The sequence below is a fragment of the Jeotgalicoccus sp. FSL K6-3177 genome (assembly GCF_038050175.1).
Classification (GTDB): Bacteria; Bacillota; Bacilli; order Staphylococcales; family Salinicoccaceae; genus Jeotgalicoccus; species Jeotgalicoccus nanhaiensis.
In genome coordinates this window covers 2,400,426-2,416,172 of sequence record NZ_JBBOSK010000001.1, presented here as the reverse complement: position 1 = coordinate 2,416,172, position 15,747 = coordinate 2,400,426, and the positions used below count along the sequence as shown (strand labels likewise).

19 protein-coding genes are annotated in these 15,747 nt (G+C 42.0%); all 19 read left to right on the top strand.

Translation table 11 applies throughout. From position 1 onward, the window contains the following. Positions 1-436: 436 nt before the first annotated feature. The 19 genes from rpmH to rpsR all read left to right on the top strand — a co-directional run bounded on the left by rpmH (position 437) and on the right by rpsR (position 15,678). Positions 437-574 (top strand): 50S ribosomal protein L34, encoded by a 138-nt coding sequence (gene rpmH, locus MHH58_RS12390; RefSeq protein WP_026859410.1) that lies wholly within the window; start codon positions 437-439, stop codon positions 572-574. A 115-nt stretch (positions 575-689) separates the two neighbouring features. After that, a complete protein-coding gene (rnpA, locus tag MHH58_RS12385; RefSeq protein WP_167753384.1) occupies positions 690-1,025 on the top strand; it encodes a ribonuclease P protein component in 336 nt (111 codons plus the stop codon). 15 nt (positions 1,026-1,040) lie between these two features. Then, positions 1,041-1,883: an RNA-binding cell elongation regulator Jag/EloR gene (gene jag / locus MHH58_RS12380; protein WP_135097318.1), complete on the top strand. Its 843-nt coding sequence runs from the start codon at positions 1,041-1,043 to the stop codon at positions 1,881-1,883. 14 nt (positions 1,884-1,897) lie between these two features. Beyond that, positions 1,898-3,274 (top strand): tRNA uridine-5-carboxymethylaminomethyl(34) synthesis GTPase MnmE, encoded by a 1,377-nt coding sequence (gene mnmE, locus MHH58_RS12375; RefSeq protein ID WP_341346072.1) that lies wholly within the window; start codon positions 1,898-1,900, stop codon positions 3,272-3,274. A 17-nt stretch (positions 3,275-3,291) separates the two neighbouring features. Beyond that, on the top strand, positions 3,292-5,175 hold the full coding sequence (gene mnmG, locus MHH58_RS12370; RefSeq protein ID WP_341346071.1) for a tRNA uridine-5-carboxymethylaminomethyl(34) synthesis enzyme MnmG: 1,884 nt from the start codon (positions 3,292-3,294) through the stop codon (positions 5,173-5,175). After that, a complete protein-coding gene (gene rsmG / locus MHH58_RS12365; protein ID WP_341346070.1) occupies positions 5,172-5,885 on the top strand; it encodes a 16S rRNA (guanine(527)-N(7))-methyltransferase RsmG in 714 nt (237 codons plus the stop codon). The genes mnmG and rsmG overlap by 4 nt, the downstream gene beginning before the upstream one ends. 16 nt (positions 5,886-5,901) lie before the next feature. Further along, a complete protein-coding gene (locus MHH58_RS12360; RefSeq protein ID WP_115885573.1) occupies positions 5,902-6,714 on the top strand; it encodes a ParB/RepB/Spo0J family partition protein in 813 nt (270 codons plus the stop codon). Positions 6,715-6,815: 101 nt separating this feature from the next. Then, positions 6,816-7,589 carry a ParB/RepB/Spo0J family partition protein gene (locus tag MHH58_RS12355; protein WP_341346069.1) on the top strand — a complete coding sequence of 258 codons (774 nt, stop codon included), beginning with the start codon at positions 6,816-6,818 and terminating at the stop codon, positions 7,587-7,589. 18 nt (positions 7,590-7,607) lie between these two features. Continuing rightward, a complete protein-coding gene (locus tag MHH58_RS12350; protein ID WP_341346068.1) occupies positions 7,608-8,531 on the top strand; it encodes a mechanosensitive ion channel family protein in 924 nt (307 codons plus the stop codon). Between the two features lie 6 nt (positions 8,532-8,537). Next, positions 8,538-8,723, top strand: a complete 186-nt coding sequence (locus MHH58_RS12345) for a DUF951 domain-containing protein (protein WP_115885576.1) — start codon at positions 8,538-8,540, stop codon at positions 8,721-8,723. A 13-nt stretch (positions 8,724-8,736) separates the two neighbouring features. Then, entirely contained in the window at positions 8,737-9,837 is a 1,101-nt protein-coding gene (gene ychF, locus MHH58_RS12340) for a redox-regulated ATPase YchF (RefSeq protein ID WP_341346067.1), read from the top strand. 424 nt (positions 9,838-10,261) lie between these two features. Beyond that, on the top strand, positions 10,262-10,564 hold the full coding sequence (gene rpsF, locus MHH58_RS12335) for a 30S ribosomal protein S6 (RefSeq protein ID WP_115885578.1): 303 nt from the start codon (positions 10,262-10,264) through the stop codon (positions 10,562-10,564). A gap of 26 nt (positions 10,565-10,590) precedes the next feature. Beyond that, positions 10,591-11,103 carry a single-stranded DNA-binding protein gene (gene ssb / locus MHH58_RS12330; RefSeq protein WP_341346066.1) on the top strand — a complete coding sequence of 171 codons (513 nt, stop codon included), beginning with the start codon at positions 10,591-10,593 and terminating at the stop codon, positions 11,101-11,103. A gap of 224 nt (positions 11,104-11,327) precedes the next feature. Continuing rightward, on the top strand, positions 11,328-12,206 hold the full coding sequence (modA, locus tag MHH58_RS12325) for a molybdate ABC transporter substrate-binding protein (protein WP_341346065.1): 879 nt from the start codon (positions 11,328-11,330) through the stop codon (positions 12,204-12,206). A gap of 116 nt (positions 12,207-12,322) precedes the next feature. After that, positions 12,323-13,111: a molybdate ABC transporter substrate-binding protein gene (gene modA / locus MHH58_RS12320; protein WP_341346064.1), complete on the top strand. Its 789-nt coding sequence runs from the start codon at positions 12,323-12,325 to the stop codon at positions 13,109-13,111. Next, on the top strand, positions 13,092-13,781 hold the full coding sequence (modB, locus tag MHH58_RS12315; protein WP_341346063.1) for a molybdate ABC transporter permease subunit: 690 nt from the start codon (positions 13,092-13,094) through the stop codon (positions 13,779-13,781). Before modA (MHH58_RS12320) ends, modB begins: the two co-directional genes overlap by 20 nt. Before the next feature lie 405 nt (positions 13,782-14,186). Beyond that, a complete protein-coding gene (locus MHH58_RS12310) occupies positions 14,187-14,513 on the top strand; it encodes a PadR family transcriptional regulator (RefSeq protein ID WP_341346062.1) in 327 nt (108 codons plus the stop codon). 1 nt (position 14,514) lies between these two features. After that, positions 14,515-15,300 carry a hypothetical protein gene (locus tag MHH58_RS12305; protein WP_341346061.1) on the top strand — a complete coding sequence of 262 codons (786 nt, stop codon included), beginning with the start codon at positions 14,515-14,517 and terminating at the stop codon, positions 15,298-15,300. A gap of 138 nt (positions 15,301-15,438) precedes the next feature. Further along, positions 15,439-15,678, top strand: a complete 240-nt coding sequence (gene rpsR, locus MHH58_RS12300) for a 30S ribosomal protein S18 (protein WP_035810211.1) — start codon at positions 15,439-15,441, stop codon at positions 15,676-15,678. Positions 15,679-15,747 lie beyond the last annotated feature (69 nt).

Sequence of the window (15,747 nt, the reverse complement as noted above, 5' to 3'; positions counted from 1 at the left end):
AAAATAATCCTTTCTTATTCACAAATAACAGGCTGTGGATAACTCATATACACAGGTGTAGAAAAGTTATGCACAGCTTATGCACATTCTGTGGATAACTATCCAGAAGAACTTACTTATCCACAGCGATATGGGTAAAATTATAACTGATTTGCTTATGTATATCAATAGTTTTAAGAGTTATGCACATAATCAACAGTTTTCCACAAAATATTACATACAGCCTGTGGATTTGTGGGAGAAACCCTTTTTAAACTGTTGATAACTTTATCCTGCAAAAAAGTTATCCACATTTTATTATGGTTTTCCCGTAATCTCATAGAAGGAATATCAAATAAAAAGTTGAAAAGACAGCACATTTTTGGTATTCTTTAATAGTTGCAATTCTAAGAGAAGATAAAAGACAGAGATATATATTTAAACGGAGGTGTCATTAATGGTAAAACGTACCTATCAACCAAATAAACGTAAACGTGCAAAAGTACACGGTTTCCGTGAGAGAATGAGTACTAAAAACGGCCGCAAAGTTCTTGCACGCCGTAGAAGAAAAGGAAGAAAAGTTCTTTCTGCATAACCATTAGATCATCTGACGAGGATGATCTTTTTTTTTGCGCCAATACCGGATGTTTTATAAAATGAGTGCTTTTTAGTATAATAATTAATCATAGATATGAAAGAGCGTAATAATGATGAAAAAGCGATATAGAATTAAGAAAGAAAAAGATTTTAAACTGATTTTTAAAAGAGGAAAATCATATGCTAACAGGCAGTTTGTCGTTTACTTAAAGGACAACGATGAAATTCCGCATTTGAGACTCGGCATCAGTGTGTCCAAACGTCTCGGCAACGCGGTAAAAAGAAACCAGATAAAAAGGCGCATCCGAGCATTTTATCAGCTTCACAAAACAGAGCTGAAACCGCGTGAATATGTAGTTATCGCCCGAAATCCCGTCAAAGATATGAACTATCACGAGATGGAAAAATCATTATTGCATGTCTTAAAAATCGCGAAATGTATTAAATAATACGGGGGTAGTATTATGTACAGAATTTATACTGAAAAAACAGTAGATGATGCAGTCGCAAAAGGATTAGACGAGCTTGGCGTAACTGAAGACGATATTAAGATTGAAGTAATCGACGGCGGGAGCGGCGGTTTCTTAGGTTTTGGCAGACGCGATGCTGAAGTGAAACTGACAATCATCAATCCGGAATTAAAAACATACGGTTCCATCGATGCGATGCTTGAACAGCGGTCTCGGAAGGTGCAGAGACAGCTTGAAGAAGCTGAAGAACCGGCAAAGCCTGAACCTGCAATAACAGAAAAGATGCCTGAAAGAGCGGAAGCTCCAAACCAGGAAGCTCCGGCAGCTGAGTTTCGTCCTGAAACTGAAGACGGTGCCGAGGATGAAGAAACGCTGTACGAATCCTCGATTAATAGTGCGGCGGATGACACAGCAGCTTATATTTCCAGCGTCGTACGTGAAATGAATATTCCAAACGACATTGAAGTGAGTGTTAAAAACACAACGGTCACAATTGAATTTCATGCAGAGCTTGCAGCTAAAATTATCGGCAAACGCGGGCAGACTTTAAACGCGCTGCAGGAACTCGCGCAAAACTACTTCAATACGATATATAAAAGTTACGGCACAGTCCTTCTGGACGTAGAAAATTACCGTGCAAAACGGCGCGAAACGCTGGAGAGTCTCGCTATTAATATGTCGAAAAAAGCAATGCGCACGGGCGAACCGGTTAAAATGGAACCGATGCCTTCATTCGAACGTAAAATAATGCATCATGTCTTAAGCAGGGTAAAACATATAGATACGTATTCAGAAGGACGGGAACCGAACCGCTACGTCGTGATAACTAAGAAATAAAAGGAGTTTTTAACATGCAATTTGAAACGATCTCAAGCATCTCCACACCGGTTGGTGAAGGGGCGATTGCCATCGTTCGTTTATCAGGTGAAGATGCGATTGAAATTGCAGACCGTCTGTATAAAGGGGCGAAAAAGTTAAGCGATACTGACAGCCACACGATTAATTACGGACATATTATCGATCCGAAAACTGGTGAAACGGTCGAAGAAGTTATGGTGGCTTTAATGCGCGCACCGAAGACTTACACGAGAGAAGACATCGTGGAAATTAATTGCCACGGCGGTATTCATACAGTGAACCGTGTGCTGCAGCTGACGCTGAACAACGGTGCGAGAATGGCGGAACCTGGTGAATTTACGAAGCGCGCCTTTTTAAACGGCCGGGTAGACTTATCGCAGGCTGAAGCGGTCATGGACTTTATCCGCGCGAAAACGAACGAAGCATCTAAAGTTGCGAACCAGCAAGTGCAGGGACGCTTGAAAACGTATATTGAAGAACTCCGCCAGAGCATTTTAAATATTCTTGCCCAGGTCGAAGTGAACATCGATTATCCGGAATACGATGATGTCGAAGAAGCGACGACATCATTTCTGCTGTCTGAAGCGAAAAAAGTTAGTGATAATATCGATAAACTGCTGAAATCGAGTACAGAAGGTCGTATTTTACGCGAAGGTTTAAGCACGGTTATCGTCGGTAAGCCGAATGTCGGAAAAAGTTCTTTATTAAACTATTTAATTCAGGATAATAAAGCAATCGTTACTGATGTTGCGGGCACGACGCGCGATATTTTAGAAGAATATGTTAACGTCAACGGCATTCCGCTGAAACTCGTGGATACCGCAGGTATCCGCGAAACGGATGATATCGTTGAAAAAATCGGTGTGGAACGTTCGCGTGAAGCACTTAAAGACGCGGAACTGATTTTATACGTGATGAACAACAACGATGAGCTGACACCGGAAGACCTCGAACTGCTGGAATCTGCAGATGATAAAAAAGTCATCGGTATCGTAAATAAGCTCGATCTTGAAAATAAACTGGATATTAATTATCTGGAAGAACATTTTAAAATACCGTTAATTAAAACGTCCATTATAAATGGTGAAGGTGTCGACGATTTGGAAAACGAAATCCAGGAGATGTTTTTCGAAGGCAGCCTCTCATCGGCGGATTCGACTTACGTGTCGAATAATCGTCATATTAATTTGCTCGAGCAGGCAAAAACAGCGATTGAAGATGCAATCTCTTCAGCTGAACTGGACGTACCCGTGGATATTATCCAAATTGATCTTATAAAAACATGGGAACTGCTCGGAGAAGTTATCGGAGAAGACGTATCGGAACAATTAATAGATAAACTCTTTAGTCAATTCTGTCTAGGGAAGTAAATACAGGAGGTTAAATAATGACCGGCAATATTAAATATGATGTGATAGTTATCGGCGCAGGTCACGCTGGTGTTGAAGCGGGGCTTGCAGCAAGCCGTAAAGGATTAAAAACACTGATGCTGACGATTAATCTGGATAACATCGCATTTATGCCATGTAACCCTTCAGTCGGAGGTCCGGCAAAAGGAATCGTCGTGCGCGAAGTGGATGCACTCGGCGGCCAGATGGCCAAAGTAATAGACAAAACTCATATCCAAATGAGAATGCTGAATACAGGTAAAGGACCTGCAGTGCGTGCACTGCGCGCTCAGGCAGATAAAGTCCTTTATCAGCAGGAAATGAAATCGGTGCTTGAACAGGAGCCGAACCTCGACATACTGCAGGGGCTGGTTGATGAACTCATTATAGAAGATGACGTTATCCGCGGTGTGAAAACGAATGTCGGCACCGTATACGATGCTGATGCAGTAATTATTACAACAGGGACTTTTCTGCGCGGTGAAATTATTTTAGGTGATCTTAAATATTCAAGCGGACCGAATCATCAGATTCCGTCACTTGCGCTTGCAGATCAGCTGAAAGAGCTCGGTTTTGAAATTATCCGTTTTAAAACGGGAACACCGCCGCGCGTTAACGCGGATTCTATCGATTACTCGAAAACTGAAATTCAGCCGGGGGACGATGTACCGCGCGCTTTCAGCTTTGATACGACAGAATTCATTATGGATCAGCTGCCTTGCTGGTTAACATACACATCACAGGAAACACACGAAATTATTACAGCAAACCTGCACCTGTCTGCTATGTATTCAGGTGTGGTTCAGGGAACAGGTCCGAGATACTGTCCTTCAATTGAAGACAAGATTGTCCGTTTTAACGATAAACCGCGCCACCAGATTTTCCTCGAGCCGGAAGGCCGCAACACGAAGGAAGTTTACGTGCAGGGCTTATCAACGAGCATGCCGGAAAGTGTGCAGCGCGATATGGTAACGAGCATACCGGGACTTGAAAATGCACGCATGATGCGCGCAGGCTACGCAATTGAGTACGATGCATTAGTGCCGACTCAGCTGTGGCCGACACTTGAAACGAAGAAAATTAAAAATCTTTACACGGCAGGGCAAATCAACGGCACGAGCGGTTATGAAGAAGCGGCCGGTCAGGGTCTGATTGCGGGCATTAACGCAGCAAATAATCTGCTCGGCAAAGAAGAGTTAATTTTAAGCCGTACAGATGCATATATCGGCGTACTGATTGATGATCTGGTAACGAAGGGGACCAATGAACCGTACCGCCTCTTAACATCACGTGCAGAACACCGACTGCTGCTCCGTCATGACAATGCGGACATCCGCCTGACTGAAATCGGTTATGATAACGGTCTGATCAGCGAAGAGCGTCTGGCTCGATTCAATAAGAAAAAAGCAAACATCGACGCGGAACTGGAACGCCTGCAGAAAGTGCGCATTAAACCGAATGAGCACACGCAGAATATCGTTTCAGAGCGCGGCGGCACAGCGCTGAAAGACGGCATTCTCGCTGCGGACTTATTAAGACGTCCGGAAATGGATTACGCGTCAATCATGGAAATTTTAAATGAAGAGATTACGTTGAATCAGGAAGAATACGAACAGGTTGAAGTACAGATTAAATACGATGGTTATATTAAAAAATCATTACAGCAAGTCGATAAAATGAAACGTATGGAAGAAAAGGTTATACCTGAAAACATCGATTACGATGCAGTGCACTCAATCGCGACAGAAGCGCGCATGAAACTGAAAGAAGTTAAGCCGCTGAATATCGCCCAGGCATCCCGTATTTCAGGGGTTAATCCTGCAGATATTTCCATTCTGCTTGTCTATATCGAACAAGGTAATGTGAAAAGGGTAGAAGCATGAACGAAACAGAATTCATAAACACTTTAAAAGATAAAGGAATTGAGCTGTCCGCGGTACAGATCGGCCAGTTCAAGACCTATTACAAGATGCTTGTAGAATGGAATGAAAAGATTAACTTAACTGCTGTAACCGGATTCGAAGAAGTCTATTTAAAACACTTCTACGATTCCATTACACCGCTCTTCTACGCGGATATTGAAGAAGGCGCGAGCCTTTGCGATGTAGGCGCAGGCGCCGGTTTTCCGAGCATTCCGATGAAAATTATCCGTCCGGACTTAAAAATTACAATCGTTGATTCTTTGAATAAGCGCATTACGTTTTTAAATGAATTAACTGCTGTGCTCGGGCTCGATAAAATACACCTGGTCCACGACAGAGCGGAAACGTTCGGCCAGCACCAGGCGAGACATATGTTTGATGTGGTAACGGCACGTGCTGTTGCCCAGCTGAATGTCTTATCTGAGCTGTGTCTGCCGCTCGTCCGCACAGGCGGCCAGTTTATCGTGATGAAAGGTAAGAAAGCGCAGGAGGAGCTCGATGAGAGCAAATTTGCGCTGGACCTGCTCGGCGGAGAACTGACAAAGATTCATCAGCTGTCGCTGCCTGAGGAAGAAAGCGACCGTTATATTATGATCATCGACAAAAAGCGTAAAACACCTAAGAAATACCCGCGCAAACCGGGTACGCCTAACAAATCCCCATTAAAATAAAAGGATGGTGGAATGTGTGAAAAAACCATTTTCAAAATTATTTAATCTAATAGATAAAAGCGAAACGCGTTCTGATGATGATTCGCTGGTGACTGTGTCTGTAGAACATATCGTCCCGAACCAGTACCAGCCGCGTACTGTATTTAATCATCAGCGCATTGAGGAACTCGCACATTCCATCAAAGCGCATGGACTGCTGCAGCCGATTACACTGCGCCCTATCGAAGAGGGCATGTATGAAATTATTGCAGGCGAGCGCAGGTTCAGAGCCTTGAAACATCTCGGTTACGAAGACACTCAGGCAATCGTTAAGTATTTAACAGACCAGGAATCAGCAGCAATTGCCCTGATTGAAAATATTCAGCGGGAGAACTTATCGAGCATCGAAGAAGCGAGAGCTTATAAACAGCTGCTCGCAATGGATGATATTACACAGAAAGATCTTGCGGAGAGTATCGGGAAAAGCCAGTCTTTTATCGCGAATAAATTGCGGCTTTTGAAGCTTTCTAACGACGTTATAACGGCGCTCGAAAAAGATGATATCACCGAAAGACACGCGCGGGCACTGCTTATACTCGATAACGATACCCAATGCGACGTTTTAAAAAATATCGTTAAGGATAATTTGACGGTAAAAGAAACAGAGCTCGCTGTGAAGAACCGGAAGAAGGTCCGCATCGAGCAGATTAACTTTAATGACGATGTTGCTTTCATGCTGAATGACTTTGAGCGTGACATTAAGAAGCTGCAGGACAAAGGTATCGATGTAAATATTGAAACGTCTGAAACCGATGAGCTGCATGAAGTCACGATACGTATATACAAATAGTGCTCACACCTGACAGTGTGAGTTCTTTTTTGACTTACAAACAGTAAGGTTGCTGTTATAATTGAACTGTATTTTAACTATATAAAGTCGGTGAGATTACGGTGGAAATTATAGAACTGCCCCTTAAGGATATCCGCAAAAATCCATACCAGCCGAGACAGACTTTTGATGAAGATAAGCTGGAAGATTTAAAAAACAGTATTTTAATTCACGGCGTAATGCAGCCGATTACCGTCAGAAAGTCGGTAAAAGGCTATACGCTGGTTGCAGGAGAGCGGCGGCTCCGGGCCAGTATGAAAGCGGGACTAGAGAAAATTCCTGCGATTATTACCGGCATGTCCGATAAGGAAATGATGGAACTTGCGATTATAGAAAACCTGCAGCGGGAAGACTTAAGTGCGCTTGAAGAGGCGGAAAGCTACAGGGAACTTATGACCAAAGCAGAACTCACTCAGGATGAACTGTCGCAGCGGCTCGGCAAATCGAGATCTTATATCGCGAATATGCTCCGGCTGTTAAATTTGCCGGCTGCGGTAAAGAGGGCTATGAACGAGCAGAAGCTGAGCAGCGCGCACGGCAGAACCCTGCTGTCGCTGAAAGATCCGCTGTTAATGGAACAGGTGGCAGAGGAAGCGATTAAAGAGAATATGAGTGTACGGTCGCTCGAAGCGTATGTAAAAACGTTCGATAAAAAGAAAAAAATAAAAAAGACAGGTAAAAAGCTGAAATTTTTACAAGGTTATGAAAATCAGCTGAAAGAACATTACGGTACGAATGTGGAAATCAAAAAAGTAAAAAATAAAGGAATGATTCAGCTGGAGTTTACGTCTCAGGAAGAGTTTGAGAGAATCCTTGCGATGCTCCAGAAAAAATAAAGAAAGAGGCTTTAATATATGCGTTTTTTAACTTTACTTAATACAGCAGATTCTGAAGATCCGATAGGATTTGTACGGGAAATTATTGAGAATTTTAAGGATCCTGAGATATGGGCTACTATTGGCAAGAATATTTTATTTGCATTAATTTTTATAATTGCCGGATATATTTTAACTAAAGTTATGAACCGGCTGATTGATAATTTCTTTAAATATAAATCAAAATCCCGCCTGAAAGGTTCGGATAAGCGCAATCAGACCTTAATTAACGTGCTGCAGAACGGGGCCACCATTTTTATTTGGTTCTTCGTTATCGTAGGGGTGCTGGAACTGTTCAGCATTCCGGTTGCTACACTCCTTGCCGGTGCCGGGGTCGTTGGTCTGGCCATCGGTTTTGGTGCACAGAGCTTAGTGAAAGATATGATTACCGGATTCTTTATCATTTTGGAAAACCAGTTCGATAAAGGTGATTTCGTCAGGGTAAATACTTCCGGTACTACTGTTGCCGAAGGTGAAGTGTTATCATTAGGACTGCGATCATCCCGTATCCAGGGCTACGAAGGCGAATTGTATATGATTCCGAACGGCACGATTAACGAAGTCATTAACTTTTCACGCTATAATTCTATTTCATATCTCGATATGAACTTTTCTATTCAGGAGGATCTGGATAAGGTCGAAGAGACGATGAATAAGTATTTCGAAAGCCATTGGCGCGAAGAGGAAGTGCTCGTCGAGCAGCCGGCTATATTAGGCGTGCAGGATATTCAGCAGGGTGAGGCTACCATCCGAGTTATGCTGACCACTCAGCCTATGGAACATTTCGGTGCAACGAGACGCATGCGGAGACGCCTGAAACAGTATCTCGAATCACAAGGAGTATTTGTATCTGTACCTACTATGGACATTAACGATTTCGATCAAAATGATGCCGGGGAGTAAGTGATTATGGAGAAAAAATACGATTTAAATAATATTGTAGAGATGAAAAAACCGCATCCCTGCGGCACAAACAGTTTCCAGATTGTGCGGATGGGTGCGGACATAAAAATCAGATGTACGAATTGCGAACGGACGATTATGATGCCGCGCAGAGATTTTGATAAACGACTTAAAAAAGTAATTATAAACTAAAGGAGCAACTATTATGTCTTTAACTGCAGGAATTGTCGGATTGCCGAACGTCGGTAAATCAACACTCTTTAATGCAATAACGAAAGCGGGCGCACTCGCTGCCAACTACCCGTTCGCAACAATTGATCCGAACGTCGGTATCGTTGAAGTGCCGGATGAGCGTCTGAATGTTTTAACACAAATTGTCGAGCCTAAGAAAACTGTGCCGACAGCATTTGAATTTACGGATATTGCCGGAATTGTAAAGGGAGCGTCAAAAGGTGAAGGGCTTGGAAACAAGTTCTTAGCTAACATTCGCGAAGTCGATGCAATTTGTCAGGTCGTCCGCGCTTTCGATGATGACAATGTGACTCACGTCTCAGGTAAAGTCAATCCGCTGGATGATATTGAAGTCATTAACATGGAATTGATCTTTGCCGATCTTGAAAGTGTTGATAAACGTCTGCCGAAGGTGGAAAAAATGGCGAAGCAGAAAGATAAAGATGCGATGGCTGAAGCAAAAATTCTGACGAAAATTAAAGAAGGACTGGAAGAAGGAACACCTGTCCGCGCACTTGATTTTTCCGATGAAGAAATTAAATCAGTGAAGCATTTCCACCTGCTGACTCAAAAACCGACACTGTATGTGGCGAACGTTTCTGAAGATGATTTATCATCACTTGAAGACAACGAACATTTATCAGCAATTAAAAAATATGCTGAAGAAGAAGGTTCGGAAGTTATTGTGATTTCAGCAAAAGTGGAAGAAGAAATCGCAGTTCTTGATGACGATGAAAAAGAAATGTTCTTAGAAGAACTCGGCCTCGAGGAATCAGGACTTGATAAACTCGTCAGAGCTTCTTACGATCTCCTTGGTTTGGCAACATACTTCACTGCAGGAGTGCAGGAAGTCAGAGCCTGGACATTTAAAAAAGGTATGACGGCTCCGGAATGTGCCGGAATTATTCATACCGACTTCCAAAAAGGCTTCATCCGTGCTGAGACCGTTGGTTACGAAGACTTAGTAGAAGCGGGTAACGAAGCAAAAGCGAAAGAAGCAGGTAAAGTCCGCCTTGAAGGTAAAGATTACATTATGAAAGACGGCGACGTCGTTCACTTCAGATTTAACGTTTAATATAATAAGTGCTGCGGAATCTATTTTAGGATTCCGCATTTTTTTGTGGGCTCCGGATACATATGAATCTTTGTCATACCAACCCCATGAGCCCCGAATACATATGAGTTCGTGTCATGGCAACCCTGTGAGCCCCGAATACATATGAGTTCGTGTCATGGCAACCCTGTGAGCTCCGGATACATATGAATCTCTGTCATACCAACCCCATGAGCCCCGGATACATATGAATCCCGCTCATATCAACCCGCAGCAAAAAACACCCGCAAAAACCACATACACCGCAAAAATTTAAGGACAATTACAGCGTAACTATTGTAAAAAGCTTATTTTATTGCTATAATTTCTGATTGTGAGTAATGAAAATTATTCCTTGCTGAAAATGTGTGTTTTCGGCCGCAAAGACCATAAGGAGGTGCAGAAGATGAGATCATATGAAATTTTATATGTAATCCGCCCGGATATTGAAGAAGAAGCTAAAGCAACGTTAGTTAAACGTTTTGATGAGGTTCTTACTAACAATGGCGCGGAAATCGTCGAATCTAAAGAGTGGGGTAAACGCCGTCTGGCTTACGAAATCGAAGATTTCAAAGATGGATACTACCAAATCATTAAGTATAACGGTGACAGTGCCGCTGCTGATGAGTTTGACCGCTTAGCGAAGATCAACAATGACATTATCCGTCATATCGTTGTTCGTGACGAACAAGCTGAAGATAAAAAATAAGTTAAATATTGAGTGGAGTTGATTACATGCTAAACCGTGTAGTTTTAGTTGGTCGCTTAACAAGAGACCCTGAACTTAGAGTCAGTCAAAACAATGTTGCTGTCGCTACTTTCAACTTAGCTGTGAACCGTCCTTTTACCAGTGCGAATGGTGAGAGAGGCGCTGACTTTATCAACTGTGTCGTTTTCCGCAAACAGGCAGAGAATGTTAATCAGTATGTTAAAAAAGGCAGTTTAGTTGGTATCGACGGCAGAATTCAAACTCGTAACTACGAGAATAAAGACGGGCAAAGAGTATATGTAACTGAAGTTGTGTGTGAAAGTGTTCAGTTCTTAGAGCCTAAAGGCAGCGGTAATCAATCTCAAGGCAATAATGATTATAACTCTGCTGACTCTTACCAAAACGCATATGGAGGCAACCAGTCGACTGGCAATCAGTCAACAGGACGCAGCCAGCAGCGTCAGGATAACGCAGAGGAAAATCCATTTGCAAACTCTAAAGGTCCAGTAGACATCAGCGATGATGATCTACCATTCTAAATAAAATATAACAATCCAGACTTTGTTATCGTGTGTTTTATTAATGTGTGTGAAATGTGTGAAAAACCTGAGATACTGTATCTCAGGTTTTTATTTTAATTTTGGAGAAAATCATAATACATAAGCAACTTTTATCGTCTTTATAATTATATATTGGTGTAGTTTTGAGCTCATAGTGTTTATAATGAAATATATACAATTTTTTATGTAGGAGCGAAATCGCAATGATTAGAAAAAATGTCCTCGGATGGGCACTTTTACTATCGCTGTGCGTGATTTTAGCAGCTTGTAGTAATAATGACGAATCCTCTGATAATGACTCGGAAACTGAAGAAAGTACAGAGGAAGAAGCTGAAGATGCAGCAGAAGAGGCAGATCAATCTGTCGAAGAAGAGCCGGTCGCTGAAGAGGATGAAGTTGTACATATTACTGCCGAGCAGAGCCTTGAAGATGTAATGGATGAACTAATCGCCCTCTTTGAAGAAAATAACGAAGGTATTAAAGTTGATGTTCAATATGGTCATACAGAAAAACTGACTGAAGATTTAATTGAAGGCAATGACCGGGATATGGATATTTATTTCTCAAGTGATGATGCAGGGTACGAATCGCTCGTCGAAGCGGGTATTTTAAATCAGCTTGCAACTAAATATCTGCTCATCAATGAACTTGTACTTGTTACAGGAACTGATAATGAAGATATCAACCGATACAACGATATTTTTAATAATGATGATGTCTCACTGACAATTGTCGATCCGGAGCACTCTTTATCCGGCACCTATGCTGAAGAACTCCTTAGTCAGGAAGAGGAAAAAAATCTGAACGCCGAGAGCATCGAGACAGCAGCAGATGCAGAAACCGCTGCTAAAGACATAGCACAAGGTGATACAGATGCAGGATTCCTCCTCAGAACAGATATTTCAGACGATGATGGTCTGCGTATAGTTTCACGTGCGCCGCGTTCAATACTGGAACCGTTTGTTTACGGACTGGGCTTGTCCGACAGCGTTGAAGACGGCAGTGCTGCCCGTGCCTTCTACGATTATTTACAATCGTCAGAAGCTCTGGAAATCTTTACGAATTACGGATATATCGTTTAATATATAATGTTCAAACAGGATCTTTAGTAATAAAGGTCCTGTTTTTTAATGCGTTTACTTTTATAAACTAAAAGTCTAATATTGATTTAAATACAGGTTTTGAGAGGACAATCGACATGAATCATCTTAATAAAATGAGACTGGCTGTGTTTTTTTGTTCATTAGCAGTACTCATCATTTTGTCGGCGTGCGGCAGTGACGAAACAGACAGGCAGGAAGAATCTGTTACATTGACGATTTCAGCAGCAGCAAGTCTGACGAATGCACTCGAAGCAGCAGCAGATGTCTTTCATGAATCGCATCCTGAAATTAAAGCAGATTTTAACTTTGGCGGCTCAGGCGCTCTGCGGCAGCAAATCTCTCAAGGAGCGCCTGCAGACCTGTTCTTTTCTGCATCAGAAAGTGATTTTAATACGCTGATTGATAACGGCAGTATTGCTGAAGAGAACTCTGTCAATCTGCTGAGGAATGATCTTGTGCTGGTGACGCCGGCAGGCAGCGATAATGTCACGTCATTTAACGATATTACAAAAGCTGATCAAATTGCTGTCGGGACACCGGAGTCGGTGCCGGCAGGAAAATACAGTATGCAGACATTTAATTCTCTTGGAATTAAAGAAGATATTGAACCTTTACTCGTATATGCAGAAGATGTTCGTGCGGTGTTAACGTACGTGGAACGCGGTGAAGTTGATGCTGGACTGGTATACAGAACGGATGCACTGACGAGTGACAAAGTTGAGATTGCTGATACGGCAGAGAAAGATTTACATGAACCGATAGTTTATCCTGCAGGCTTAATTACTGAGTCGGAAAACGCTGAAGCGGCAGAAATATTTTACGAATTTCTGCAGTCGGAAGAAGCTTTAACAATATTTGAAGATTATGGTTTTACCCGTGAATAACTACGGCATCACAGCAGAAGAATTTCTGACACCGGTCCTTCTGTCGCTGCGGGTTGCGTTCATTGCGCTGATACTATCATTTATCTTTGGAACACTGATTGCGCATTTTATGACGCGGAAAAAATTTAAAGGAAAAATCATTTTAGAAACAATTATTATGCTGCCGATTGTGCTGCCGCCGACGGTGGTCGGCTTTATTCTTATTGTGATTTTCGGCAATAACAGCATCGCGGGTAATATTGTTGAATGGATCTTCAGTCAGTCGATTATTTTTACCTGGTATGCCGCAGTGCTTGCAAGTACGGTAGTATCATTTCCGCTGATGTATCAGGCGGCGAAAACCGGATTTTTAAGTATCGATAAAAATATAGAAGATGCAGCGAGAGTCGACGGGGCTGGAAACTTTCAGGTCTTCATGAAAATTACACTGCCGCTGGCATCAGTACCGCTGATGACCGGTGCTATATTGAGCTTTGCCCGTGCACTCGGAGAATTCGGAGCGACTTTAATGATTGCAGGAAATATACCCGGACGCACACAGACATTGCCGACTGCTATATACGTGGCGCTTCAGTCAGGCAATATGCAGCTCGCCTGGCTCTGGGTCATTACAATAATTGTGATCTCATTTATAATGCTGCTGTTTGTGAGGACGAAATCAGCAGATTGAATATTGATAGTGGGGAACCCGGCTCGGTGGAGCCGGGTTTTTCTTGTTTTAAGGATTTGGATACCTTCATGGATTTAGTGACGGGTTCCAGGCAGTGTCGGATTCCTTCACGGATTTGATGACGGGTTCCGGGTTATGTCGGATTCCTTCACGGATTTGATGACGAGTTCCGGGTTATGTCGGATTCCTTCACAAATTTAATGACGGACTCCAGGCTCTAGCCGATCCCTTCATGGCTTCCTCGAAGGAATCCAAAGATAAAAAAACAACTATCTTTTTATATAAGATAGTTGACGCAGCAAACAGAATATAGTATCTTTTATTACACGATAGTCAAGCAAGCGGCTGTCTTTTTAAATAACTAACTATCTTTTAATATAACATAGTCAGATGAGGAGGTCAGCGATGTCGGTCAGCGATCAGATAATGAAAGGCCTGTTGGACGGTGCAATACTGGGGCTGATTTCCCAGGGTGAGACGTACGGTTATGAAATTACGAAAAAGCTGGAAGATCATAATTTTCCGGATATCAGTGAAGGGAGCATTTATCCTGTACTGCTCAGGCTGAGTAAAAAAGGTTATGTGAATACAAGGATGGTCAAGTCGGACACCGGCGGGCCTAAAAGAAAATATTATTCCATCAGCGATACAGGAAGAGAAGAATTGAAAATATTTAGGGATAAATGGGAAAAACTAAACTCAGGCATGAATAGTCTGGTAAGAGGTGAGTAGTATGTTAAGTAAAGAAGCAGAAAAATTTTTAACAGAGTTTAGATTAGAAATGATGGCACATGGTAAACAGGATGAAGCGATTGATGATATGGAAGCAGAGTTGGAAGACCACTTGATTCAGGCGGGAAAGGACGGAAAATCAGTCAAAGATGTAACAGGCGGATCAGTTAAAGAGTATATTAAAAATATTTCTGGAGAGATGCCTGTTGTGAATAATATAAAACGGTATATTACTTTGTTTATCGTGTATCTTGCCGGCATATTGACAGTCCCTGGTTTAATCAGTGGTGATTTTGATTGGACGTTAAGTAATATTCTTTATTATGCAGCTATAATTATACTTGGACCCTTACTTATTTATTACGGTTTTAAATATGTACTAGTTAACTTTGCCAGCTTTAAGTCAGAGAAAGTTGAACTGAAAGGCACTATATTAATCTTTGTTTTCAGTTTCTTGTATATGGGACTTTTAGTCGGATCTCTATTGCTTGTACGGAATTATCCGCTCGTGACTTTCTTCGAACCATCAAGCAGATTTAACATTACAATTGGATTTATCCTGCTTGCAGTTCTGGTCATCGGTTCTTTAATTATGAAGCAGTGGTTCTACGCGCTTCTTGCATTCGGTCTGGCAGCACCGGAAATTATCGCACAGACACTTGCTGACGGCGGACCGCAGAGTGAGAGTTATATCATCATTTCCAGTATTGTATTGCTGGTCGTTGCAATAATACTATTCGGTGGAATGTATCTCAGAAACAGGAAGGATGCACAAAAAAACAATTGACTTTTTACCACAAAAGTTGTAATATATATCGTGCACATACACACATTATAAAACACACGTTTAGTAAATAACTAAGTTATGGATTATCAAATTCGATCCACACAGTCGAATACAATAATCTGTAGAGGAGGGCTTACTATGGCAGGTCCAAGAAGAGGCGGTCGTCGTCGTAAAAAAGTTTGTTATTTCACAGCAAATGGCATTACGCACATCGACTACAAAGAAGTAGAACTTCTTAAAAAGTTCATTTCTGAACGTGGGAAAATTCTTCCTAGACGTGTAACAGGTACTTCAGCGAAGTATCAGCGTCAGTTAACTGGTGCTATCAAACGTGCACGTCACATGGCATTATTACCATACGTTAAAGAAGAACAGTAAGAAATTACTGAACTCCTGATATCTCTGATATCAGGAGTTTTTCTTTTATACCGGGCTATGCTGTCAGTT